Consider the following 23,917-nt stretch of genomic DNA (forward strand, 5'->3'; position numbering starts at 1 on the left):
TGAGCTTTTTTCAAAGCTGTCACAGCCGAGAAACGCTAAAATCAAGTCAGCCTTTGTATTGTCGCGGTTGTGTCCCACATCACACAGAGTGCTGTTCACTGCATAAATCCTGATTGTCAACGTCCTTATCCTCAACCTTGGGGAAACAAATTTTGCAACAGCTGTGGCGCGGTGCTACAGTTGCTAGATCGCTATATCCCAATCCAGCCTTTGGGTTCGGGAGGATTTGCCCAAATTTATACAGTTTGGGATCAAAAGACTCAGACACAGAAAGTGCTAAAAGTTTTGGTAGACAATTCACCAAAGGCACTAGAATTATTCGCGCAAGAAGCAGCAGTTTTAATTAATTTGCGGCATCCTGGTGTCCCTAAAGTCGATGCTGATGGATATTTTCAAGTAAATTTGATTAGTCCCAAACCACGCCAATTACCTTGCTTGGTGATGGAAAAAATTAATGGACAGACTCTTCAGGAGATACTAGAAAATTATCCTCAAGGATGTCCAGAGGAGTTGGTATTAAGCTGGTTCACCCAGGCGGTAAAGATTTTACAGGAATTACATAAACGTCAAATTATTCACCGCGACATTAAACCTTCAAATTTGATGCTGCGGACTCCTTCACCTAATGTACCTACTGTAAATCAAGGGGGAACTGGTTGGGAACAACTAGTATTAATTGATTTTGGTGGGGCAAAACAATTTAATACAGCCATGCTACGGCGAGAATCTAGTTCAACTCGGTTATTTTCTTCTGGCTATAGTCCACCAGAACAGGTAGTTGGGGGGAATGTAGGGCCTGCGGTTGATTTTTATGCCCTCGGTCGGACGATGATTGAATTACTCACAGGTAAGTATCCGCCAAATTTAGAAGATCCCCAAAGTGGAAAATTACGCTGGCGTACCAGGGTAAATGTAAATCGGGATCTGGCAGATTTATTAGATGAAATGGTGCAAGAGGATGTAAAGTCGCGTCCGGCAAATGCCGCTATAATTCTAAAACGCTTGGCGAAAATTACCACAGGAGGATCACAACCAGGGTTATTTGCTCAAATTCAGGATTCTGTTCGGCAAGTTTTAACCCAAACTTCTAGCCAACTGACACTACTAACTCAAACTTTTGATCAAGTTTTAGCAAGTTTTAGCCAAGCTGTAGGCACAACAGTTTTTTTGATCGCTAAAACGGTTATAAAAATATTACAAGCCTGTCTAGCGACAATTTGGGCGATGCTACTAACTGGTATGGGAGCTGGTACAGGTGCGATCGCTGGCTGGATTTTAGGGCGTAACACAATTTTAGGCGATCGCGTTGCTGAATATATTTTTCATCAGATACCTGAATTATTTCCAAATGCTCAAACTGCTGTAGGAACACAAATTATTATGTTTGCCGCCGCAGGTTTGGGTACAGCATTGGGACTAACGATATCGGGGTGTTTTGGTCAACGGCGGCGGTTTTTGATAGCTTCACTGATGGGTTTAATTAGCTATGCATTCGGCTGGTTATTTTTACAGCTAATTATGTCAGCCGAAAGCAGTGGAGGTGTGGTGGGAGTTGTTTTAGTCGCTGTTTTTTTATTCACCCTCAGTTTAGGTTTTCGCAGTCACCACATTGTTTATGCTGTAATAACTGCAATTGGTACTGCCAGCATTTTGACAAGTTTAACCATTTTATTTCCCAACACTGGCTGGCAATTTTCCAGTCAGTCCCTCTCTTCAGGCTTACTCGTGCCTATTGCTTTTTTCAGTTTTGTGGGTGTTTTAATCAGCTTTTGGTTAGGAGTGAGTTATTACCTAATTGTGCCAGGACTACGCTTTTTAGGCTGGCGTTAATCATACACCCAAAAACAAGATCCCCCTAGCCGCTTTGTTCATTCAGCTAGGGGGATCATATATTTGGTAGTCTATAAATGGTTCGGTATAGTTGCTCACAATTTGATTCTAAAGCCTAGATAGAGCTTTGAGTAGTCTAATCACCAGAATTTATAGTATTTTTATAGCTCCTTTACCACCACTTCATCTCTGGGTTATCTATGTTAAGTATTATACTTAAATAACATGTAATTTCTCATCCATAACAATATCCGTAAAAAATATGAAATTCAAGATTGTAGCTACCGTTGCCCTGTTAGCTTGTTTCGGGTTTACAGAGCAAGCTTTGGCATTTAATCCGCAGGACGTGGAGCAGTTGAAGGTGACTAATGACTGTCCTAGGTGCGATTTGAGTGGTGCTGACCTTACTCAACTAAATCTGGGTGGAGCAAATTTGCGTGGGGCTAATTTAAATAGAGCAATCTTATCTCAAACAAATCTGACAAATGCAGATCTTACGAGTGCCACTCTAGAAGGTGCGTTGCTCAATTTTGCTAATTTAACTGGTGCTTCCTTAACAGGCACAAATTTAAAATCAGCTTCCCTAGAAAATGCCGACCTGTCTTTTGCCGGTTTTATCAGTGCCAATTTAGAAGCAGCTAACTTAAAAAATGCCACATTGCAGTTCACTAATTTCCGGGGAGCTAACTTTCGGTTGACAACTCAAACTAACGGCACAGTCACTTCCAATAAACCTTATGACTGGTCGTTAGAGCGTGTAACTCTGCGAGAGTGTAATAAGTTCAAAACTGGAGAGGTTCCAGGCACAACTTGCTACACTAAATAAAAAAATGGGCATTGGGCATGGGGCATTGGGCATGGGGGAAAAGGAGACAGTTCTTTGCAAAATTCTCTAATTCCCTTCTGCTCCTCTGCTCCTCTGCCCCGGTTGTTGAGCGTAGTCGAAACACTGCTCCCTGCCCCTCTGCCTCTTCTCCTGCTGTGGAATAAAAGTATTTTGTTTAACACTTCTTTATCATGGAGACAAAGGCTGTAAACTAAAATTGAGCAATGCTGACCCGTATTAAAGACTTAGCCACAAAACTAGCGCCCCGATTAATTGAGATTCGTCGCCATATTCACTCTCATCCAGAACTCAGCGGTCAAGAGTATCAAACAGCTGCGTTTGTTGCTGGTGTTTTATCTTCTAGTGGTCTCCATGTACAAGAAGGAATTGGCAAAACTGGTGTGATCGGAGAACTGCAAGGTACTGGCAAAGATCAGCGCTTATTGGCAATTCGTACTGATATGGATGCTTTACCCATTCAAGAACGTACAGGTTTAGAATATGCCTCTCGTACAGAAGGCGTAATGCACGCTTGTGGTCATGATATTCACACTACTGTCGGGTTGGGAACAGCAATGGTGCTATCTCAAATGGCTGAGGAATTGGGTGGTAAAGTACGGTTTTTATTTCAGGCAGCAGAAGAAATTGCCCAAGGAGCAAGCTGGATGGTAAAAGATGGGGCAATGGAAAAAGTCTCTGCGGTCTTAGGGATTCATGTTTTTCCTTCCATCCCAGCAGGTTCTATTGGCGTGCGTTACGGGGCATTAACAGCAGCTGCTGATGATTTAGAGATTATTATTATTGGAGAATCAGGGCATGGAGCGCGTCCTCATGAAGCGGTTGATGCCATTTGGATTGCCTCACAAGTAATTACTGCATTACAGCAAGCAATTAGCCGGACACAGAATCCTTTACGTCCTGTAGTATTGACCATAGGCAAGATTAGTGGTGGTCGAGCGCCAAATGTGATTGCCGATCAAGTACAGTTGTTAGGGACTGTGCGATCGCTCCATCCTGAAACCCGCGCCCAACTGCCAAACTGGATTGAAAATATTGTTGCTAATGTCTGTCATGCCTACGGGGCGCGTTATCAAGTCAATTATCGCCAAGGCGTGCCTAGCGTGCAAAATGATTACACCCTCACGCAATTATTACAATCATCCGCCGAAGAAGCTTGGAGTAGCGATCGCGTCCAAGTTTTACCTGAACCTTCTCTGGGCGCTGAAGATTTCTCTGTTTATTTGGAACATGCCCCAGGCTCGATGTTTCGCTTGGGTGTAGGCTATAAAGATAGAATTATTAACTACCCATTACATCATCCCGAATTTGAAGTTGATGAATCTGCAATTATCACTGGGGTTGTAACAATGGCGTATACGGCTTATAAATTTTGGTTGCAAGAATAAATATTGACTGATTTTGTCGTAAGTGTCCCACTATGGCGTTTCTCGTTCTAGTGAGGTACATCTGTGTGAGATCAGGGACTAGGGGCTAGGGATTATGTACCTCGTGTAATTGGGAACTGCTATATAACGGGAATTTATTTTGAAAGAAAAACCAGCTTTCAATTAACTTTGAAGAATTGGTTGAATTGTAGAAATCTCTGATAAATTCAGACGTTTCATAACTTCATGAATTGGTTCTTGCCAATGGTCTTCAAAGCGGTATCCTAATAAAAAGTCGGCTTTTTTACCTAATTCTCGTCCTTTTTGCAGGTTGATAAAAATCGCTTTGATTTGCCAGGGAGCCAAAATTGGATAAAGTAATCTAGCCAACCATAAGCTGATTTGAAGTGATTTACTGTAGTTTTGCTCAACAGCAAAAGCCAGAACACCTATTTCACCTGCATAACTGGTATCAAAGCCTAGCAAGACATGAAAAATATCGTGAGTAATAGTGTATCGCAGAGCAAATACATTACGTCGGGCAACATCCTCCAGTTCAGGACTGACATTCAGCGGTTTTAGATGGTTTGCCAGCATGTGGTCGGCATATTCTCGCCCAAAAGTGCTTGGCGGATATTGGCTTAATTTTTCCAAATCAATTGCAGGATGATAGCCTACCACCTGTTGTAATTTAGAGGCGATTTCTGAAGAGACTTTTGCACCCAAAAAATCAGATTTAAGAATGGCAAAATCACCTATATTTTCCGAACTTTTTGCTGCCAAAATTGCTTTGAATTGTTTAAATTTATTAATCATCAGCAATTTTCTATATTGTGACTAAAATTTTAACAAACTCAATTGCTGCTACCATATCAACTTATGGCAGCAGTGTCAGATAGAATCAGGTTTTCGGTGTTTACTCTCAAGGTATATTACTTATCATGCCGAGGGTTCAGGTTAACGGAATTGACTTGTTCTACGATATTAAAGGAACAGGTGAACCTTTACTATTAATTGCTGGTTTCTTCTGTGATCATTCTTATTGGTCGCTAATCATGCCATCACTCGTATCCCAATATCAAGTGATTCGTGTCGATAACCGAGGGATGGGGCGAAGTTCTGCTATTGATATTTCCTATACTATTGAGCAAATGGCAAATGATATTGCACTTTTACTTGATCGCATTGGTATCGACAAAGTGCATGTAGCAGGTCATTCAATGGGTGGTTATATTGCTCAAGAGCTAGTCTTGGCAAATCCTGAAAAAGTACAAAGTCTGATACTACTGTCATCTTTGGCAAAGGGTGATCAACTATTCAACAGTATTATCCAAACCTGGGGCGACCTTCCTGATTATGTAGACCTAAAGCTGTATGAAAAAATCATATTACCCTGGATATTTACGGATGAGTTCTACTCTATTCCTGGAATGGTCGACCAACTAATTGAATGGGCAATCCAATATCCTTATGCGCCAACAAATTATACACTCTATCATCATAGCCGAGCTATTCTTGGCTTTGACACAAGCGATCGCCTTAAGTATATTAATTGTCCTACTTTAGTTCTGGTTGGCAAACAAGATATCCTAACTCCAGTCAAGTTTTCCCAGGAACTTGCTCAAGGTATTCCTAACGCCAAACTTGTAGTCCTTGAGCGTGGAGGTCATGGTTTTTTGGTCGAATCACCTGAAACTGTGGCTTCAGCTATGTTATACGCATTATCTCAAGTATCCAAAAATGGATAAAGAAAATGGAGAGCGTAAAATTACTTACAACTCTCCATTAGATGGTTATAGATAATCTAAAACTCATTGTATAGCAAACGTATAGCAAATAACATCCTGTTAACATGAGTTCGATGCACCTTTTCCTAACCCCTCTTGGACGCGGCTACGGTGTACACACAAGTCTTTTATAGTTGTTTCACAGACTTTTGATCCCCCCAACCTCTCTTAAAAAAGGGGGCAAAAACCTCACAAAGTCCTCCTTTTTAAGGAGGATTTAGGAGGATCTACAACGATTTTGGTTTTGTACACAGATGTGTGTACACGCTGGCTTGAACGCAAAGAGGGGCAGAAAATTCACTAGTTTTGAACGACGAAAAAATCAAGGTTTCCAAGTTTCTTGAGTTTGGACTAATCTGCATTTAGCAGGAATGAAGAGAAGGCAAAAGAAAGTTACCCAGCTTTGTTAGAGGCTGAGTTAAGTGGAATCGTTAAAAAAGAAGCAGAAACTAAGCAGCAGTTAGATTAGCGTTCTTAAGTGATTCTTCGGTTTTAGGTTTTTTAGATGCGTGTTTTTTGACAGTGAGATAACGGGGACGTTGAGGTGGCTGATGCCCTTGGGCACGCCCAGGTGATAACCCTTGAGTTTTCGGGGGTTGAGCAGGAGTGCCAATAGTGGCTAAAATTAGAGGAAAGGCTTGTGCTACACGTCCTGGAGACAGTTTATCCTGAGTCGATTGCCAGGGCAAGGGGGAATCAATACAGGCAACTCTTGCGAACCAGAGTTGCCAAGTTAGCAGGGGCATCAAGTCACTCCATCGCTCTGCGGCCCGAGTAGAACTCAATTGAGGCTGTGTCCAATATAACCTCTGCTTGGCAAATCGATACCAATGCTCTAAAGCAAAGCGGCATAGGTATTTTTGCCAGAGATTCTCTAATGGAGGCATTGTCTGACCCAACCAAGCTAGCCATAAAGGTTGAAACTTCCGATTACGTCCTACTGGTTGGAGTACCTCGACGCGAATGATTTCCATTGCCCGGTTTGGGGACTGAAGGAAATGAAATCCACTCCAACGCATTACTTTCACTCGACCAACTTTCGGGTCTTCAACTTCCAGAGTTTCAGTTGCCTCTGGCCAAGTTTGGGGGTCATTGAGCTTAAACTTGTGACCATGTTTACATGGTGCGCCTCGTCCTTTATAAGTACCGGGTGTACCCCATACACATCGGTTAGATGCTAAACGCAACAATAGGTCTGCGTTAATCTCCTCCGTGGCTTGGACAAATTTGGCGTTGCCGTAGCCTCGGTCATAAGCTGCAAGTGGTCTAGTGCCTAACTCACGGGTGACAAGTTTTAGTTGGAATGCGGCTTTACTCGTTGGCGTTTCAAAGGTGGTTATCCGTTCATGTTTCAACGGTAATGCCCAACTCCCATCCGCCTCTGGTATCCACGCTAACGTACTGTAACTTTGTCCGATGCCTATGCTCCCCCCTCTATCCCCATGAAAAGTTCTTTCTTTTAGTGTCTTCGCTTCTGGTCTTGCCCAAAAGCTATGATCTCCTGCTAGAAATGGCTGTTCATCCGTCTCTACCTCCTGTACCAGTAGCTTCATCAGCAACATTTTCGGTGGACGACTATCATGTAGTGCTGCATAAATGCTCGACCATTGCCGTCGAAATACTGGGCTTTGTGACAAGCTTACAAATGATGGGATACTCGGACTTGTCAATACTGCATCCATCAATTCAAATACTGCATCTTTGGCCTTCCCCAAACTATCGTAGATACCTTGGCGGAATTTTTCTAGTTGTGTCAGGATCATCACGTCAATGATTTATTGATTACTTTCATTGACTTTACGGCAGTCAGTGTTACTGCTGACTGCTTTTCTCTAGCTTTTTAGTCCAAACTCCAGAAGTTTGTCCCATCGTGGGGCAAACAAGAATTGGCTAATCTTAACCCATTGCTTGCACTGCATTGAGCATGAAATTAATCCGTTGTTCAAATTCTAGTTTTTGAATCATTGCTGTAAACTTATCGGTTTCAGCAGGTAACTTATAATCAGACGGTACTTGGATAACAGTTCCCTTTTCCATTCCCTGTGCCAACAGCAGCCAAACCTCTAATTTGGCATTAGGACTTAGAGCATTATAACCACGACTGATTTCAGTAGCTGCACCGTTAATAATGTCACGCTGTGCTTGCAGTTGTTCTTGGGAAGACAAGTTTTCAATTCGCTCAAATACTGCTTTACCAGGAGCTTCTACGCTTTGAGGAGGTGCTGGCGTTAGCTTGTCCTTAAGATCTAAGTAACCGAACCAAAGTAAAGCCAGTTGAGTATCCACGTCAAAACGTTGAAAAGTTTCTAAAGCTGGTTTTGCAGTTTCATCAATTGTATAAGTCATAAAATTCCTATGTTCTAATTTTCTAGAGCTACTGAGAAAATGTGTTTTCAGTAACTTTACACAAGTTAACGAATGCATCGAGATAGATACACCTACTAAGGTAGGAATAAAAATCCTTGCATCAGACAGATGCAAATAACTCAAGCTGTTATACCCTGTTAGATTTTGTACACTTTAACTAAAGACAGTTTCTTGGTCAGTATTTATGCGTAAATTATCAAGTAAATTGTGTTGCAAAAAAAGTTAGTCTCTTAACAACACCTTCGCCATTTTTGTGTAGATTGGATTGAGGCACGAAACCTAACAAAAACGTTGGGTTGCGCTATGCTTAACCCAACCTACGAATCAAGGCTTTTTTCACTTTGGCGAATGTATTGTCTTAAAAATCAATGTTAAAAGTGAAAAACAGTATTTTTACTGAAAACATTTGCATTCAGTTATGAGTAATATACGTAAGTCCGTCTCTATAACTTTGAGAAAAAATTATTTATTTGTTTTGTACAGATATTTTATTGTGGACTGACTAAGCTAATGAGGATTTAAGTTGCATAAAAGCAGGACTAAAGTCCTGACTACAAGCGAAGTATTCGGGAAAAATGAATGACTATTAGCTTATTCCTTAGTATTTATTAAGTGTTTTACTAAGAATGATCGCTGTTAGCTTCTTTACAAGCTTATGATTACAGCCTATATCTAAATTCATTACATTTTAAGCTTAACTGTTAAAGATGTATTTATTAACCAAATGTGAAAAAGTTACAGCATTCAATAGGTGATATTAAGTATATTATCTTAAGTGTTTATCTTTAGGAAAAGTTGTGATATTTTGGTTGTCAATATTATTTTTCAGTACTACTGAATCAGAAATTTAACAAGTTTTGGCACAAAATCAGATTATACAAGGCTAATGTGCAACATATCAAAAAATAAATCGCTGTGCAAAATCCCTAAAATCGTGACAGCTTAACCCAGTGATAAACTATCGTCAATCTTTTTACAGTATCGTCACTTTGATTTAAGACAGGCCATAAAGAGTGTCAAATCTAATGAAAAGTAATATGATGCCAGTTTTGCTACCAAGCATCAACGATCGCCCAACCCATAGATAAACTGATTGACCGAACTAAGAATGACTTATATTAAGAGCGAATTTCAAGAATTTATCACGACCCTAGAGGGGTTTGACCAATTACCATCTGAGGCGATCGCTACTATATCAGAACGACTGCAAGCTTGGCGATATCGCATTGGTCAAAAAATTGTTGGCAAAGAAAAAATCCCCGATCAAGTCATAATTCTTTATGAGGGTCAAGTACGTCTATTAGGATATGACCCCCAAACACAAATACCAACTACCCTCAAATTGCTACAACCAGGAGCAATGATTGGCGAAGTAGATTTGTTGCGTGGAGTGGCTTGTGAGACAGCGATCGCCTCTACCGAAGTGATATGTTTAACCTTGAGCGCTACTGAATATTTCCGTCTTCTCTCTACCTACCCAGCCTTTGCCAAGGCGCGGCAAAACCACACTCATCTAGTAGAAGTTTTCGATATCCTGGGTTCGCAACTAGAAAAACAAGCCAACGCCACAATCAATCTTAAAGAACTCATACAACAAGTTCTACCAAAAGCAAAAGTACATTACCTACCTCCAGGGAAAACCTCCTTCAATGAACTAGATAGCGAAAGCATCTGGTTTGTGAGTGGCGGTGGTACAGTCACAGATTTTCCCCCAGGTTCTCGTTTAGAACCTACTGACGGCAAACAAGCAATTGAGGTTAAGGGAACTAATCCGGCTCGTTTGATTAGTTTATCTCCAGCGGATTTATCATTTCTTGATCATCATAGTTATCAGTCGCAGCCTGTACAACTAACTGTCAAAGAGACTAAACCAAATCTTAAAGATGACATAGAGATTCCTTATGCATCTGATCAAGAGGTTCCTCAGTCGGCATCTTATTCTTCAACAGAGTCACAAAAAAACCAGAAATACCCATTTATTGGCGGAAAAGGAGAATTAAATACAACCTCTGCCTGTTTCCAAATGCTCTCGAAACACCTGCAAATTCCCTTTCGTCGGGAGGTGGTGCGCCGCATCTTAAATGAGCAAATTAAACGCCAAGGTAGTATATCGTTTCAAGCTTGTGCATATCTGGCAGAATTAATTGGATTGAAGGCGCAATTAGTAGACATACCATCAGCCGCAGTCACACGCATCCCTACACCAGCACTGATTCGCTATGGCGATAGTTTTGCTGTTTTATACGCAGCAGATGTCAACAATGTTGTCATGGGTGTGCCATCCCAAGGAATTGTGCGCTGCAAACCCGCGCAACTAGTAGAACACTTAGAGGTTGATGAAGGCAATTTTCCACCTCAAATCAGAATATTGCTGTTGGCGACTACCAAAGAAACACCCCAAGAACGCTTCGGTTTGCGGTGGTTTCTCCCTTATATGTCGCGCTACCGCCGAGTTTTAACAGAAGTTTTTATTGCTTCTTTCTTTGTACAATTGGCGCAATTAGCTAACCCCCTAGTTATTCAGCTAATCATCGATAAAGTTATCGTTCAAAATAGCATTAGTACTCTGAATGTTTTGGGTCTATTGTTATTAGTTGTAGGCATATTTGAAGCAGTTCTGACGACGTTACGGACTTATTTGTTTGTCGATACTACCAACCGTATTGATATGGGTTTGGGGTCACAAATTATCGACCATTTATTACGCCTACCCTTACGCTACTTTGAACGCCGACCTGTAGGTGAATTAGCTACCCGCATCAACGAACTAGAAAATATCCGTCAGTTTCTCACTGGGACGGCTTTAACAGTAGGGTTAGATGCTTTGTTCTCGGTGGTGTATATTATCGTCATGCTGTTCTACAGTTGGCAATTGACTTTGGTTGGTTTGGGTACTATTCCTGTATTTGTAATTATTACTTTAATTGCTTCTCCGACTGTGAGTAGACAGTTACGTTCTAAAGCCGAACGCAACGCCGAAACTCAATCTTATTTAGTTGAGGTGATGTCAGGGATTCAAACAGTAAAAGCGCAAAATATCGAATTGCGATCGCGCTTTTCTTGGCAAGAGCGTTATGCTCGATATGTAGCTGCTGGTTTTAAAACCGTTGTCACATCCACCCTGGCTAACTCTACTAGTAACTTTCTCAATAAACTTAGTAGCTTGCTAGTTTTATGGGTAGGTGCTTATTTGGTACTCCAAGGCGAACTAACCTTAGGAGAATTAATCGCTTTTAGAATTATTTCCGGTTACGTTACTGGCCCAATATTACGTTTAGCTCAACTCTGGCAAAGCTTCCAAGAAACTGCACTATCTCTAGAACGTTTAAGCGACATTGTTGATACACCACAAGAAGCAGAAATAGACCGTCAAAATATTCCTTTACCCGCCATTGTCGGTGCAGTGAAATATGAGAATGTTTCTTTCCGGTTTGCGCCCAGTGGCCCTATGCAACTTTCTAATGTCAATTTAGATTTTCCAGCAGGGAAATTTGTCGGCGTTGTCGGACAAAGTGGTTCTGGTAAAAGTACGATGATGAAATTACTGCTGAGACTATACGAAGTGGAATCTGGCAGAATTTTGATTGATGGTTATGATATTTCTAAAGTAGAACTTTACTCATTGCGGCGACAAGTTGGTGTAGTTCCTCAAGACCCATTGTTATTTGATGGCACAGTTCAAGAAAACATTGCTTTAACTAATCCTGATGCCACAACAGACGAAATTATCGAAGCTGCTCGTGTTGCAGCTGCTCATGAGTTTATTATGAACTTGCCCAATGGTTACAACACACGAGTTGGAGAAAGAGGTTCTGGACTTTCTGGTGGACAACGACAAAGAATTGCGATCGCTCGTTCTATTTTACAACGACCAGAATTATTAGTCTTAGATGAAGCCACAAGTGCTTTAGACTATCCTACAGAACGACAAGTTTGTTTAAATCTCGCCAAAGCATTCCAAGGTAATACCGTATTCTTTATTACCCACCGTCTCAACACCGTCAGCCACGCAGATGTTATTGTCGTCATGGATGGTGGCAGAGTCATAGAACAAGGAAGCCATCAAGAACTAATGACTGCTAAAGGTCATTATTTTTACCTATATCAGCAACAAGAAGTTAACTTGTGATAGTTCTCAATGGTCAATAGTTGAAATTATTGACCATAATTAAGACTTTTCCCGCCAAAATCTACCATTTAAAACATAAAATTACGATGACTCAACTTAATAATGGAAATCGCTTGAATGGCCATAATGGCAACGGCAACAAAGTTAAAGCAGATTCATTGGTAAGTACAAATCAAAAAAAGTTAGCCAAAAAACCTTTAATTAGTCCATACGAAGGTAATTTTGAGCAATCCGTTGTACTGCGCCAATCTCCAGTTTGGTCACGCACAATTATGATCACTCTGGTAGGATTAGCATGTGTTGGTATTGCTTGGGCTTATTTCGCTAAAATTGAGCAAGTCGTACCTGCTACTGGTCAGTTAAAGCCTGAAGGTACAGTTAAAGAAGTTCAGGCTCCTGTTAATGGAGTAGTAAAAGAGGTTTATGTCAAAGATGGACAAAAGGTCAAAAAAGGACATTTATTATTAACATTTGAGACCGTTGCCACTCTTGCTCAATTAGATTCTTTAAAAAAGATTCACACCGCATTAACCCAAGAAAATCAAATTTATCGCCAATTAATGAGCGCAAGTGGTGCAATCGCATCAGAATCACAATTCTTACGCAGTAAATTACCCAGAGACGCTGCCTTTTTATTAAAAAGTCGGGCAGCCTTAGTTGCAGAAAATGAATTGTTACGTACTGAATTAAACAACTCTACTGCGAGTGTAGGGCTGGGAATTGATGAACAACAACGTCTGCAAATTTCTAGAAGAGAATTACAATCTCGCGCTGCTGCGGCACAGTTAGAGGTTGAAAAAACTAAAAAACAACTTGCTCAAACAGTAAGTAAGTTGGCTGATACCAAAGCAGGTTTAGCCATCCAAAAAGAGATTTTAGATAAACTGAAAATATTATCTGAAGAAGGCGGAATTTCTCAACTTCAATATCTTAATCAGAAACAACAAGTGCAAACTTTAATTGCAGAAGTAGCACAACTAGGTGAAGAACAGCAACGTCTCCAGTTTGATATTGAGAAAGGCAGGCAGGATTTAAACAATACTGTTGCTATTTCTTATAAAACCATTTTGGAAAAAATTGCTGATAACAAAAAGCGCATTGCTGACATTGATAGCCAGTTTATGAAAATCGTGTTAGATAATGAGCAAAATTTGGCAGATATCAATAGTAAAATTTCTCAAGCTCAACTTAATCATAAATATCAAGAACTCCACGCCCCTGTATCAGGAACAATTTTTGATTTACAAGCTAAAAATCCTGGCTATGTAGCGAATCCCACCCAAAAACTTCTGCAAATTGTGCCTAACGATAAGTATGTAGGTGAAGTGTTTATCACCAACAGAGATATTGGTTTTGTCAAAAAAGGTATGAAAGTTGATGTAAGAATTGATTCATTTCCTTTCAGTGAATTTGGTGACATTAAAGGAGAACTAACTAGCATAGCATCAGACGCATTACCACCAGATGAAACACACAAATTTTATCGATTTCCGGCAACAGTTAGTTTAGATAAACAATCCATAGATATTAAAGGTAGAAATATCTCTTTGCAGTCAGGTATGTCGATTAGTGCCAATATTAAAGTCCGCGAAGAACGGACTGTGATGAGTTTGTTTACAGAGATGTTTACTAACCAAGTTGAAAGCTTGAAAGAAGTGCGGTAAAAGTTAGTTGTAAGTTGTCAGTGGTCAGTGGTGTTTTTTCTTCCTGCTCCCCTGCCCCCTGCTCCCCTGCACCCTTGCCCCATGCCCTACTATGCAACGTATTAACCCTGCTCCTGGACAAGAATCAGTTTGGGATTATCCCCGTCCTCCTCGCTTGGAGGATACAGACAAACATATCCAGATTATTTTTAATGGAGTAACAATTGCAGATACCCACAGCGCTAAGCGTGTTTTAGAAACTAGTCATCCACCCGGTTATTACATCCCTCCTACTGATATCAAAATGGAGTACCTGCTGCTGACACCACAATCTAGTTTTTGTGAGTGGAAAGGAAACGCAGGTTATTACAACATTCGTGTTGGTGATAAAGAAGTCAAAAATGCTGCTTGGTTTTACCCCAACCCCACACCAAACTTTTCATCTATTAAAGATTATGTAGCGTTTTATGCTCATCTCATGGATGCTTGTTATGTCAATGAAGAAAGGGTACAACCGCAACCGGGTAACTTTTATGGCGGTTGGATTACCAGTGATGTTGTTGGGCCTTTCAAAGGTGACCCTGGTACTTGGGGATGGTGAAGTTTAATCTACAGAGCTGCCGCTATGATGAAATCAGAACCAAGTCGGAATTACACAGAACAATTGTTTAAACCTGACTTTTAATTTTTAACTTTTGACTTTTGCAAAGCGGTTGACCTTGGTGAAGCTCAGCAATGGTAATGATAGTTGTCGTCATTAACACCCTCATCTCGTTAATACTATTTTATGTCGCTTGGCGAGTATGGAAACTTAAGCAAATCATAGGACGAATAGCCGATAAACTAACAATCTATGAACGTAATACTTATGCGGCACTGTATAAAACACCAGAAAATATTTATATTGGACAGCGAAATATTCATAACTTGCGCCAAGGAAACCAAGGGCTACAAGTAAAAATCCAACAAGTGCGGCAAATTGTTGGCTTGCTGTTTTTGGGACGGCGAGTCTGGGGGCGATCGCTTCGCAGGACAGGGACTACACTAAGAAAAAGAGCGATCGCTAAATAAAAACTCTATTGTTTTGTGGGTAGAGTTTTGTTAGTGGTCAGTAGTTAGTAGCCCATATCAAAAACACTGACAACTGACCCACTTAGCATGAATCACAGCAACATTTCTAGCAAGTATATTGTCAAGATACATTAATTAGATAAAATCATTGGGGTCTTGCAAGAGGAGGAAACCCACCTAAAATGATTGTAAGGAGATAAATAATAACATGTCTAATAACCGTTCTGGAGTATTTTTTGGTGGTTTGATGCTCGGAGCTACTATCGGTACTTTGACTGGTTTGCTAGTTGCTCCACGCACAGGGCGCGAAACACGTAAACTTTTAAAAAAATCTGCCGATGCCTTACCAGAATTGGCAGAAGATTTATCAACGAGTGTACAAATTCAGGCAGACCGTTTTTCTGTCAGCGCACTGCGAAACTGGGATGAAACTTTAGATAGACTACGAGAAGCGATCGCCGCTGGCGTAGATGCTAGCCAACGTGAAAGTCAAGTCTTGAAACGTCAAAAAGCTCAAGAAGACTCAGATCCTCTTCCTCAACAACTAGAACACTCATAAATGGCATAACCGTGATTGATCCCCTGTTTTGGCTGGGACTATCTCTACTTTTAGTCGCTATTAGTCTGACTGCTGTTTTGGTAGCGGCCATACCAGCTTTACAGGAGTTGGCACGCGCTGCTCGTAGTGCAGAAAAGTTCTTTGATACCCTTGCACGAGATTTACCGCCAACACTTAACGCCATCCGCACAACTGGCTTGGAAATTACTGAGTTAACCGACGATGTCAGTGAAGGTGTCAGAAGCGCCAGTCAAGTTGCTAAACAAGTTGATCAAAGCTTAGATGGTGCGAGAAAACAAGCTCAAAATGTTCAAGCAAGTACACGCAGCATTTTTGTTGGTGTAAAAACTGCTTGGAAAACTTTTACGCGCCAAAAACCTGCACGGCGATCTGTTGAACGTCTACCCATTAATGAAATACCATCATTGACGTTGCGAGAACGTGAAGCACTCAGACAGGAAGAACGCCGGACAAAAGCAGAAGCATACCGTATTAATACTGCTTATAATCAATCTCCTAGCACAGAAGATGATAATGAGAATTTTCTCTCTAAACCGACAGTCTCCGATGATTGGTACAACCAAGATTAAATTTTGAAAGTGATTAAGTACTTTGTTGTATTAAATATTACTTGTTTCAAGAGAGACAGCTATCTTATACCAATTTCTCCCCCTGCTCCCTGCCCCCTGCCTCCTTATTACAACAGTTAAGCGCAGCGCAACCCAACATGGATGAAGATGTTGGGTTTCCTTACGTCAACCCAACCTACGTATCTGTCGCATTCTTTTTTGAAATTGGTATAAGTCGATGCAATCAAACCAAACTATGTAAAGAAAAGTAAATAAGCCTCAAACGCTTTCTCCCCCTGCCCCCTGCCTCCTTATTACAATAATAATTATTTACACCAACCTACTTAGGGTTCTTTCTTCTGCCACCGTTCGGCTGATGCTCACGGCGAAGCCTACTCCTTGTCTTTTGTCCTCTTCGCTGATCGTTAACAGTCAACAGTAGTGCGACAATCCATCTGATCCCAAAAATTAAAAAAGCAAGACAGAGGCTTTGCTTAGATCCCTAAGATTAGAGTAAAGTAAACAAGTGTAAAGAAGTATCACTTTTCCCGTACTCTTTTAAAACAACTTGTTCACTTTTAACGTTAGATATTTATATACAAACGTCCATGCAGTTTTGTTTTTGGCGACGATTTCTAGTATCCATTGCAGCATTTTTATTGGCTGGGTCAATTTGGGCGATGCATTCTTCCCCAGCATTGGCTTATGAAAATCCTGACTTATTACCCGATACTTTTACTCCAGTTGTAGATTTAGCTAGATCTCTTCCTGATCTACAAGAAGAGAGGCTTGTCCAAGATTTAGAGCAATTTGAAGCTGATACTGGCTGGAAACTGCGAGTCTTAACCCAGTACGATCGCACCCCAGGTCGAGCAGTGATCAATTATTGGGGTTTAGATGACAAAAGTATTCTGCTGGTAGCTGATTCTCGTGGTGGTAACATCCTCAGCTTTAGCGTTGGTGATGCTGTTTATGAATTTTTACCCCGAACTTTCTGGATAGAACTACAAACCCGCTTTGGTAATTTATATTTTGTTCGAGAACAAGGCGAAGACCAAGCCATCTTGCAAGCCTTAGATTCAGTTAAAGGCTGTTTACTTAAAGGTGGTTGTAATGTTGTTCCCGGACTACCAAAAGAGCAATGGATTCTCACCTTGATTACTTCAGTCATTGGTGGGTTTATTTGTGGATTTGCAGCTCAACCCCGCACTCAAGGACAAGTTTTCGCTTGGCAATGGGCTTTAATTTTTTCGCCTTTGTGGGGAATTTTGTTTATTGCTTTTGGTATTGGGCCAGTAGTAACACGCACCAGCGATTGGGTGCCTTTAGTTCGTAATATTTCCGGTTTTCTCATTGGTGTTCTGGTTGCTTACTTGTCTCCTGGGTTTAGTCGCCCTTCTTCTGATGCCAGTTAAAAGTTAAGAGTGAGGAGTTGATTAAAAACTTATTTAACTACTGACTCCTCACTTTCTGAAGCTGATAAGCTGAAAGCTGGTATCTCAGAGCGCAATAGCAATGGAATGGCACGTAACTGATGCTCAAAGTTTAGCAATCATTGATAGTGAAATCGGCGATCATGTCTTTTCACCCGCAGAGTACGAAATTGTCCGGCGGGTGATATATGCTACAGCTGATTTTGAGTATAAGTCTTTAATTCACTTTTCTGAGCGTGCCTTACAAGCAGGTGCAGCAGCATTAGCGGCGCGTACAACTATTGTCGTAGATATCCCAATGGTACAAGTAGGTATCGCTTACGATATTCAAAATACTTTTGCCAATCCAGTCTATTGCAGCATGGAAGCCCTAACACGCCCTCAGAAAGAAAAAACTCGTGCAGCTTGGGGAATTGAAACTCTAGCCAAGCGTTATCCAGAAGGTATTTTTATAGTGGGTCAAGCCCAAACAGCATTGATAGCATTAGTTGATTTAATTGAAGCCGAAGAAATTCAACCTGCTTTAATCGTTGCGACTCCAGTAGGGTTTGTGAATGTAGATACTGCAAAAAGTCGCTTGCAAGACTCTTTAGTTCCTCACATTATTATTGACAGTCGCAAAGGTAATGCAGTTGTGGCAGCTGCGATCGTTGATGGACTGGTAGACTTGGCTTGGCAAGCCTATGGGCAAGAAAGGAATGGAGGGAATTAGGAACTTTCTTCCAGCTATATAACCGAAACAAATGAGTAAACAGATGATGAATAAAATCTAGTACTCTGTCACAGCAACTTTGCAGAGTTAATGTGAAAAAGTCCAGTTCTTTTCTCCCCCTGCTTCCCCTGCTTCCCCTGCCTGCCTCCACCTGTCATTTTTGGGTTGACAGACCACTAGGTTATGCGGCGATCTGCTATAGGATGAATTTTTTCAAGTATATTGTCTTTGGTCATAATAAAGCGGTTATCTAACTTCAGCTAAACTTCCTTTGTACAAATAAACTATCCAAAACTCGGTTTTCGGCAGCCGCTGAACAAGAAAGTTATGCCAACATTTGAAGAGTCAAAATTATATTGATGATTGAAATTATTGAAGCAGATCTTAGTATACCTGCTCATGCGGACGCTATGATTCAATTAATGGATGAGTATGCGCTTGATCCGATGGGTGGTGGAAAAGGTCTGTCTGACTATGTTAAAGCAAATCTCTCAGCAGAGCTTGCAAAAAGAAAAACGGCTCACGTAATTCTCGCATTTGTTGATGCCGAACCCGCAGGGCTTGTTGTCTGCTTAGAAGGATTCTCTACGTTTGCGTGCAAGCCACTATTAAACATCCATGATGTCATTGTTACTTTATCTCACCGCAAGAGAGGCTTATCCAAACTGCTACTACAGAAAGCAGAAGAGATTGCGCTCGGTTTGGAATGCTGCAAACTTACGCTAGAGGTATTGGAAGGAAACTATGTTGCCCAGTCAGCATACAAGGCGTTTGGATTCAGTGGCTATGAGCTAAATCCCCAGATGGGCAAGGCATTATTCTGGGAGAAGAAATTAGCAGAGGTGACTAATGGCTCAAAAAGCCCAAACAGATAAAAAAATGCAAAGTTCAAAACAATAAATTTGAATTTTGCATTTTTAATTACGCCCAGTTGTTACTCTCCACTTCCTGAATGCACCGTTTTTACCCACTTTAAGCGCTTTGGCCTGACGGAGACGCGGGCAGTAGTACTGCTCATCACTACTAACCAGTGCAACATATATAAAGTGCCGCGTATTGTCTGAAGCAGTAACAGAAAAGTTGTAGAAATATTGAATTTCTGATCTTGACGTATCCGCTTCAGTCCGGCAAACATACCCACTACGGACATAGTGACTGATAAACTCGTGACTGGGCTAAGAATTGGTAAACGATGCCGGGCGATCGCCATTAATAAATCTGGGATGGCTGCTGTCGGTAAGATATACATAGTCACCATAAATATCAGCAAATCCCAAGTCTTACGCGTACCCATGCGGTTTTTGAGAATAAGATGCCAATAATCTAAATAACGCTGATAGCCGCCTTCTGCCCAACGGTTGCGCTGATGCCAAAGGGCGATCACATTTGTCACGCCTTCTTCTTGCACCGCTGGATAGGACGTACACTCAATATCCCAGTTATTTAGATGCAGGCGCAAAGTCATATCCAAATCATCGGTGATGGTTTCTTCATTCCATCCACCACAACTTTCTAAAGCCGTCCGCCGCACAAATTGACCATTACCCCGCAGTTCACCAATTCCACCAATGGCAGTACGTTGTTGCTGGAACCAAGTATCCAAAGCCATTTCAGACATCTGACCTTTAGTCCAAAAATTTTCTTTGGCGTTGGCGATCGCTTTTCGTACTTGTACTGCCCCCACCTTTTCGTGCTGAAATAAAGGTATTACCTGTAGCAGCAAGTCTGGTGCTACCTGAGCATCAGCGTCAAACACTGCCACAAATTCGCCTTTAGTCAGTGGCAAAACCTGATTCAACGCTCCCGATTTGCCGCCTGTAGCTTGTGCAGAACGCCTTAGAACCTTCAGTTGTTTGTATTCTTGTGCCAGTTCTGCTAATAACTGTGGTGTTTTATCGGTGCTGTGATCATCAATTATCCAGACTTCGTACTGACCATTAGGATATTCTAGGCTACAAAGATTTTTGACTAATTTGCCAATAACTGATTCTTCATTTTTTGCTGCTACCACAATAGATACAGAGGGCAAATTCCCTTGCATTTCTTTGGCATAGCAACGGGGTCTAGCAAACACGACCACCAAGGCGTGAAGTCCTAAGATTGTAGTAAATCCCAGTACAAACATAGAACCCCAAGAAACTAAATGCAGAGCGATCGTGCCACTCCAAACTATGGTTAATACTAGAGCAGCTTTGCGTCTACGTCCTTGAAACCGGGATGGTAGAGACATATCCTGCGTCTCTACCACTGACTCTTCGTCTACCGATAGGTCGGATAATAAAGAGTTAAGTGGGTCAAGCTCGTCGTAATAATCGTTTTCGGGCCAGGAGTTGGCTGGCATAGGTACTTGATTTTAAAACCAGTATTGTTATACACCCTAAACAAGCTGAGAACTAGGTAACACTAAAATTGTGAAACCTTGATAAACTTTCCAGCACCCACTCCTTGTAAACCTACGATCAAGATCGTTAAATCCTTTTTGAGGTTGGACAAAGTTATCACAAGGTAAGGGCAGCTAGTCATTGGGATAAATTACAATAACACCATTTACAGCCTAATAGCAGCAATTTTTGATGTTATTGACCCAGCTTCGATAAAAAGCCAATGCAGCCCTATTGTAACCGACATTTTAATATTTCTTAGCAGTAACTTCTACTAACGCGATCATTTTTTTGGCTGGAATTGGCTGTGAAAGCCAAAGTTACAAGTAACAGTAGCCAACAGTACAACTTATAAATTCTTTACATTTATTTATATTTTTACTCTTACTTTTGGCTGATACTAATTACCCTAATTACGGCTACTACTCTGTCAACCCAAAAATGACAGGTGGAGGCAGGGGAAGTAGGGGAAGCAGGGGAAGTAGGGGGAGAAAAGAACTGGACTTTTTCACATTAACCCAGCAAAGTTGCTGTGACAGAGTACTACTGATTATTCTCTTACTTTTGTGCTGTGTGGAACGTATGTTTTTTGGGAACAATATTGATGTCAACTAATATCCCCAGTTTTCAAGTAACTTGAGGAATATTCAACGATGTCTATTGAGCAACTACAACCTGCTACTCAACAACAAGCAAGCGTTTACCTACCTTACATTCAAGGTACAAAGCGCAATTTCTTACCTTTAGCTATTAGTCTCTATCAAAAAGGCGTTTTAGAGGGACACCGCAAAATAGAAGCAAGTAACAATATTCCTTTTGTCGCCTCTTGGAATGTTGCAACCTTACCTTCAGACTTAACTCGTTGCCGGATGCAGTTTGACGGTAATGCTGACCTCAGTTACGAAATAATGATGGCAAGTTTTGAATTTATGAGTTTTTTAATTGAACTTATGGAAAACTATAAGCGCTATCGTGCAGCCGATTTTTCACAGGCTTTTTATCGCAAACTACTACGTATAGACGAATAAACGAGTTGACTAAAGATGTAGGATATACAAGGTGTAAGGATTTAGGGATACAAGAATTGAGGCGTAAATTCTTCCCCTATAGCCTTACATTCCTGTTTAATAGACTTTTCAAGACATATCATTCCACATAAAAATATCAAAAGCAATATTTGAGATACCGAAAAAATACTTAAGATTCAAAATAAAAATATTACCTTAAAAAAGTACATCATCGGAAAAACCCACTTTCTGAGAGCGCAAGGCTTCTGCTAGAACAAACTAGAATTAGGAAACACCTAGCTGGGTTTTACTTCCTTTTGAAATTAGGAGTGCATGTGTGCCAAAATCTGCTAAATATTTGCTGATTGGCTCAACCGAGACATACAGTGGTAAATCTGCAACTGTTCTGGGTTTATATCACCAACTACAGCAAAAAGGACTAGATATTGGCTACGGCAAACCACTAGGCACTTGTTTTAGTGCATCTGGCGGTTCCGTGGTTGAAGAAGATGTCCAGTTCGTTACTGTTAGTCTCAACCTGTCGGCAAACCGTGTTGCCCCTACTTTGCTGGCTTTGAATGATATTAGTGTGCAGAAACGCTTACGCGGTGAAGATAAAGTTGATTATCGTCAATCATTAGTAGAGCAATATTTGCAAATTCCACGAGGAGATTTAGTATTGCTAGAAGGATCTGGTGATTTAGCGGAAGGAAATCTATTTGATTTGTCTTTGCTGCAAATAGCTGAAGTGCTAGATGCTGCTGTGTTGTTGGTAGCTCGTTACAATTCGTTGCTTTCAGTTGAGGCACTATTATCTGCAAAACAGCGCGTGGACGATCGCTTGGTAGGAGTTGTAATTAACGATATTCCTGCCGAACAAATAGAAGTTGTTGATAGTGTTTTACGCCCATATTTGGAACAACAAGGTATTGCTGTATTGGCAACGCTGCCCAAAAGTGACTTGCTTCGCAGTGTCAGTGTTGGCGAATTGGTAAACCAATTAAACGCCGAAGTTCTCTGTCGGAGCGATCGCTTAGATTTGATGGTAGAAAGTTTGGCCATTGGGGCAATGAATGTCAATGCGGCTGTAAAATATTTCCGCAAACGCCGGAATATGGCAGTGGTGACAGGAGGCGATCGCGTAGAAATTCAGCAAGCTGCTTTAGAAACTTCTACCCAATGCCTCATCCTCACTGGACAGCTACCACCTCCCCCGTTCATCCTCAGTCGCGCTGAAGAACTAGAAATACCCATATTGTCGGTTGACTTGGATACTCTCACAACTGTAGAGATTGTTGACCGCACTTTTGGTCAAGTACGCGTTCATGAGCCGATTAAAGTTGAATGCATTCGCCAATTAATGACAGAGCATTTTGATATTGACCGCTTGCTATCTAAACTAGGCTTAACTCCAGTAAACGCTTTATCCTAGCAAGTTTGAGAGCATGATGGAAGTACAAGCCTCTTGTTGATCTGCTCTGCTTTGTGTTGAAGCCATCCCAAACTACTGACTAAAACAATCGAAAAATGTCACAAGATCTAACTTAGGTTGGCTTCGCACTTACACTCTGTTTGGTAAAATAGCTGGGTTGTTTAATCTGATTACGTCCATCTTTGAGCCAGTCAACAGACCTTATCAACCTCGATACATTAGCGCAGGAACTGGCGACAATCCAGCAAACAGGTTCTAAACGAATCGCCTTGCTGGGTTCGCGTCATGTACCAATTACGCATCAAAATCTGATTGAAATGATGACTTATGCCCTGGTTCTATCAGGTAATCGGGTCATCACCTCCGGTGCTACAGGAACCAATTCTGCTGCCATCAAGGGAGCAATGCGGGCTGATCCTAACTTGTTGACGGTAATTCTACCCCAAAGTTTAGAACGTCAACCCAACGAATCACGCCAGCAATTAGAGCAAGTAATGCATCTGGTAGAAAATTCCGGTAACGATAGTCTGTCCCTCGCCGAAGCTAGTTATTTGTGTAATAAGGAGATTGTCTCCCGTTGTCAGCAACTAATTTGCTTTGCGTTTCATGACAGTCGTACTCTGCTACAAACTTGCCAAGATGCTGAAGAACAAAGAAAAGTGCTGACGCTTTTCTATTTTGACTAAAGTGAGTATAGTCCTCGCCCAGGTAATGATTGATATAGGGAAATGCAAATTAGTAATGGGTAGTTGGGTTTGCCAAATTACCTATTACTGATTGACGATG

General features: G+C 41.1%; 20 protein-coding genes. 16 read left to right on the forward strand and 4 right to left on the reverse strand.

Annotated elements, in window-relative coordinates; translation table 11 throughout:
* Positions 1-69 precede the first annotated feature (69 nt).
* From QI031_RS25100 to QI031_RS25110, 3 genes are all read left to right on the forward strand, one after another.
* Entirely contained in the window at positions 70-1,830 is a 1,761-nt protein-coding gene (locus QI031_RS25100) for a serine/threonine protein kinase (protein ID WP_281482314.1), read from the forward strand.
* A gap of 262 nt (positions 1,831-2,092) precedes the next feature.
* Positions 2,093-2,656, forward strand: a complete 564-nt coding sequence (locus tag QI031_RS25105) for a pentapeptide repeat-containing protein (RefSeq protein ID WP_281482315.1) — start codon at positions 2,093-2,095, stop codon at positions 2,654-2,656.
* Positions 2,657-2,880: 224 nt separating this feature from the next.
* Positions 2,881-4,062 carry a M20 family metallopeptidase gene (locus QI031_RS25110; RefSeq protein WP_281482316.1) on the forward strand — a complete coding sequence of 394 codons (1,182 nt, stop codon included), beginning with the start codon at positions 2,881-2,883 and terminating at the stop codon, positions 4,060-4,062.
* Positions 4,063-4,224: 162 nt separating this feature from the next.
* On the opposite strand, the gene QI031_RS25115 is transcribed toward QI031_RS25110, so the two are convergent.
* Positions 4,225-4,857: a Coq4 family protein gene (locus QI031_RS25115; RefSeq protein ID WP_281482317.1), complete on the reverse strand. Its 633-nt coding sequence runs from the start codon at positions 4,855-4,857 to the stop codon at positions 4,225-4,227.
* A 125-nt stretch (positions 4,858-4,982) separates the two neighbouring features.
* On the opposite strand from QI031_RS25115, the gene QI031_RS25120 reads away from it, so the two are divergent.
* Positions 4,983-5,789 carry an alpha/beta fold hydrolase gene (locus QI031_RS25120; protein WP_281482318.1) on the forward strand — a complete coding sequence of 269 codons (807 nt, stop codon included), beginning with the start codon at positions 4,983-4,985 and terminating at the stop codon, positions 5,787-5,789.
* 488 nt (positions 5,790-6,277) lie between these two features.
* Here the strand turns inward: QI031_RS25120 and QI031_RS25125 are convergent, their stop codons facing one another.
* On the reverse strand, positions 6,278-7,591 hold the full coding sequence (locus QI031_RS25125; protein ID WP_281481499.1) for an NF041680 family putative transposase: 1,314 nt from the start codon (positions 7,589-7,591) through the stop codon (positions 6,278-6,280).
* A 133-nt stretch (positions 7,592-7,724) separates the two neighbouring features.
* Positions 7,725-8,174 carry an orange carotenoid protein N-terminal domain-containing protein gene (locus tag QI031_RS25130; RefSeq protein ID WP_281482319.1) on the reverse strand — a complete coding sequence of 150 codons (450 nt, stop codon included), beginning with the start codon at positions 8,172-8,174 and terminating at the stop codon, positions 7,725-7,727.
* Positions 8,175-9,303: 1,129 nt separating this feature from the next.
* Here QI031_RS25130 and QI031_RS25135 point away from each other — a divergent pair.
* The 9 genes from QI031_RS25135 (at position 9,304) to QI031_RS25175 (ending at position 19,186) form a co-directional block, all read left to right on the forward strand.
* Positions 9,304-12,324: a peptidase domain-containing ABC transporter gene (locus tag QI031_RS25135; RefSeq protein WP_281482320.1), complete on the forward strand. Its 3,021-nt coding sequence runs from the start codon at positions 9,304-9,306 to the stop codon at positions 12,322-12,324.
* Between the two features lie 86 nt (positions 12,325-12,410).
* Complete coding sequence (locus QI031_RS25140) at positions 12,411-13,988, forward strand: beta-barrel domain-containing protein (RefSeq protein WP_281482321.1); 1,578 nt, start codon at positions 12,411-12,413, stop codon at positions 13,986-13,988.
* Between the two features lie 91 nt (positions 13,989-14,079).
* Positions 14,080-14,568, forward strand: a complete 489-nt coding sequence (locus tag QI031_RS25145; protein WP_281482322.1) for a DUF427 domain-containing protein — start codon at positions 14,080-14,082, stop codon at positions 14,566-14,568.
* Positions 14,569-14,702: 134 nt separating this feature from the next.
* Entirely contained in the window at positions 14,703-15,038 is a 336-nt protein-coding gene (locus QI031_RS25150; RefSeq protein ID WP_281482323.1) for a hypothetical protein, read from the forward strand.
* Between the two features lie 208 nt (positions 15,039-15,246).
* A complete protein-coding gene (locus QI031_RS25155; protein WP_281482324.1) occupies positions 15,247-15,597 on the forward strand; it encodes a YtxH domain-containing protein in 351 nt (116 codons plus the stop codon).
* 11 nt (positions 15,598-15,608) lie between these two features.
* On the forward strand, positions 15,609-16,187 hold the full coding sequence (locus QI031_RS25160) for a DUF948 domain-containing protein (RefSeq protein WP_281482325.1): 579 nt from the start codon (positions 15,609-15,611) through the stop codon (positions 16,185-16,187).
* A 587-nt stretch (positions 16,188-16,774) separates the two neighbouring features.
* Positions 16,775-17,581: a TPM domain-containing protein gene (locus QI031_RS25165; RefSeq protein ID WP_281482326.1), complete on the forward strand. Its 807-nt coding sequence runs from the start codon at positions 16,775-16,777 to the stop codon at positions 17,579-17,581.
* A gap of 100 nt (positions 17,582-17,681) precedes the next feature.
* A complete protein-coding gene (locus QI031_RS25170) occupies positions 17,682-18,311 on the forward strand; it encodes a precorrin-8X methylmutase (RefSeq protein ID WP_281482327.1) in 630 nt (209 codons plus the stop codon).
* 359 nt (positions 18,312-18,670) lie between these two features.
* The gene (locus QI031_RS25175) at positions 18,671-19,186 is read left to right on the forward strand and encodes a GNAT family N-acetyltransferase (RefSeq protein WP_281482328.1); all 516 of its coding nucleotides are present in this window, start codon (positions 18,671-18,673) and stop codon (positions 19,184-19,186) included.
* A gap of 59 nt (positions 19,187-19,245) precedes the next feature.
* On the opposite strand, the gene QI031_RS25180 is transcribed toward QI031_RS25175, so the two are convergent.
* Positions 19,246-20,652, reverse strand: a complete 1,407-nt coding sequence (locus QI031_RS25180) for a glycosyltransferase family 2 protein (RefSeq protein WP_281482329.1) — start codon at positions 20,650-20,652, stop codon at positions 19,246-19,248.
* Positions 20,653-21,345: 693 nt separating this feature from the next.
* Between QI031_RS25180 and ebsA the strand changes: the two genes are divergently transcribed.
* From ebsA to QI031_RS25195, 3 genes are all read left to right on the forward strand, one after another.
* Positions 21,346-21,720, forward strand: coding sequence for a type IV pilus biogenesis protein EbsA (ebsA, locus tag QI031_RS25185; RefSeq protein ID WP_281482330.1), 375 nt, complete (start codon positions 21,346-21,348; stop codon positions 21,718-21,720).
* 316 nt (positions 21,721-22,036) lie between these two features.
* Positions 22,037-23,131, forward strand: a complete 1,095-nt coding sequence (locus QI031_RS25190; RefSeq protein WP_281482331.1) for a phosphotransacetylase family protein — start codon at positions 22,037-22,039, stop codon at positions 23,129-23,131.
* 182 nt (positions 23,132-23,313) lie between these two features.
* A complete protein-coding gene (locus QI031_RS25195; RefSeq protein WP_281482332.1) occupies positions 23,314-23,817 on the forward strand; it encodes a DNA recombination-mediator protein A in 504 nt (167 codons plus the stop codon).
* Positions 23,818-23,917: the final 100 nt, after the last annotated feature.

The organism is Halotia branconii CENA392 (assembly GCF_029953635.1).
In the GTDB taxonomy this organism is placed as follows: Bacteria; Cyanobacteriota; Cyanobacteriia; order Cyanobacteriales; family Nostocaceae; genus Halotia; species Halotia branconii.

What these genes read in the sequence shown, in the direction of transcription:
- QI031_RS25105 (WP_281482315.1), top strand. Translation starts at nt 2,093, where the DNA reads ATGAAATTCAAGATTGTAGCTACCGTTGCCCTGTTAGCTTGTTTCGGG.
- QI031_RS25110 (WP_281482316.1), top strand. Translation starts at nt 2,881, where the DNA reads ATGCTGACCCGTATTAAAGACTTAGCCACAAAACTAGCGCCCCGATTA.
- QI031_RS25115 (WP_281482317.1), bottom strand. Translation starts at nt 4,857, where the DNA reads ATGATTAATAAATTTAAACAATTCAAAGCAATTTTGGCAGCAAAAAGT.
- QI031_RS25120 (WP_281482318.1), top strand. Translation starts at nt 4,983, where the DNA reads ATGCCGAGGGTTCAGGTTAACGGAATTGACTTGTTCTACGATATTAAA.
- QI031_RS25125 (WP_281481499.1), bottom strand. Translation starts at nt 7,591, where the DNA reads ATGATCCTGACACAACTAGAAAAATTCCGCCAAGGTATCTACGATAGT.
- QI031_RS25130 (WP_281482319.1), bottom strand. Translation starts at nt 8,174, where the DNA reads ATGACTTATACAATTGATGAAACTGCAAAACCAGCTTTAGAAACTTTT.
- QI031_RS25135 (WP_281482320.1), top strand. Translation starts at nt 9,304, where the DNA reads ATGACTTATATTAAGAGCGAATTTCAAGAATTTATCACGACCCTAGAG.
- QI031_RS25140 (WP_281482321.1), top strand. Translation starts at nt 12,411, where the DNA reads ATGACTCAACTTAATAATGGAAATCGCTTGAATGGCCATAATGGCAAC.
- QI031_RS25145 (WP_281482322.1), top strand. Translation starts at nt 14,080, where the DNA reads ATGCAACGTATTAACCCTGCTCCTGGACAAGAATCAGTTTGGGATTAT.
- QI031_RS25150 (WP_281482323.1), top strand. Translation starts at nt 14,703, where the DNA reads ATGGTAATGATAGTTGTCGTCATTAACACCCTCATCTCGTTAATACTA.
- QI031_RS25155 (WP_281482324.1), top strand. Translation starts at nt 15,247, where the DNA reads ATGTCTAATAACCGTTCTGGAGTATTTTTTGGTGGTTTGATGCTCGGA.
- QI031_RS25165 (WP_281482326.1), top strand. Translation starts at nt 16,775, where the DNA reads ATGCAGTTTTGTTTTTGGCGACGATTTCTAGTATCCATTGCAGCATTT.
- QI031_RS25170 (WP_281482327.1), top strand. Translation starts at nt 17,682, where the DNA reads ATGGAATGGCACGTAACTGATGCTCAAAGTTTAGCAATCATTGATAGT.
- QI031_RS25175 (WP_281482328.1), top strand. Translation starts at nt 18,671, where the DNA reads ATGATTGAAATTATTGAAGCAGATCTTAGTATACCTGCTCATGCGGAC.
- QI031_RS25180 (WP_281482329.1), bottom strand. Translation starts at nt 20,652, where the DNA reads ATGCCAGCCAACTCCTGGCCCGAAAACGATTATTACGACGAGCTTGAC.
- ebsA (WP_281482330.1), top strand. Translation starts at nt 21,346, where the DNA reads ATGTCTATTGAGCAACTACAACCTGCTACTCAACAACAAGCAAGCGTT.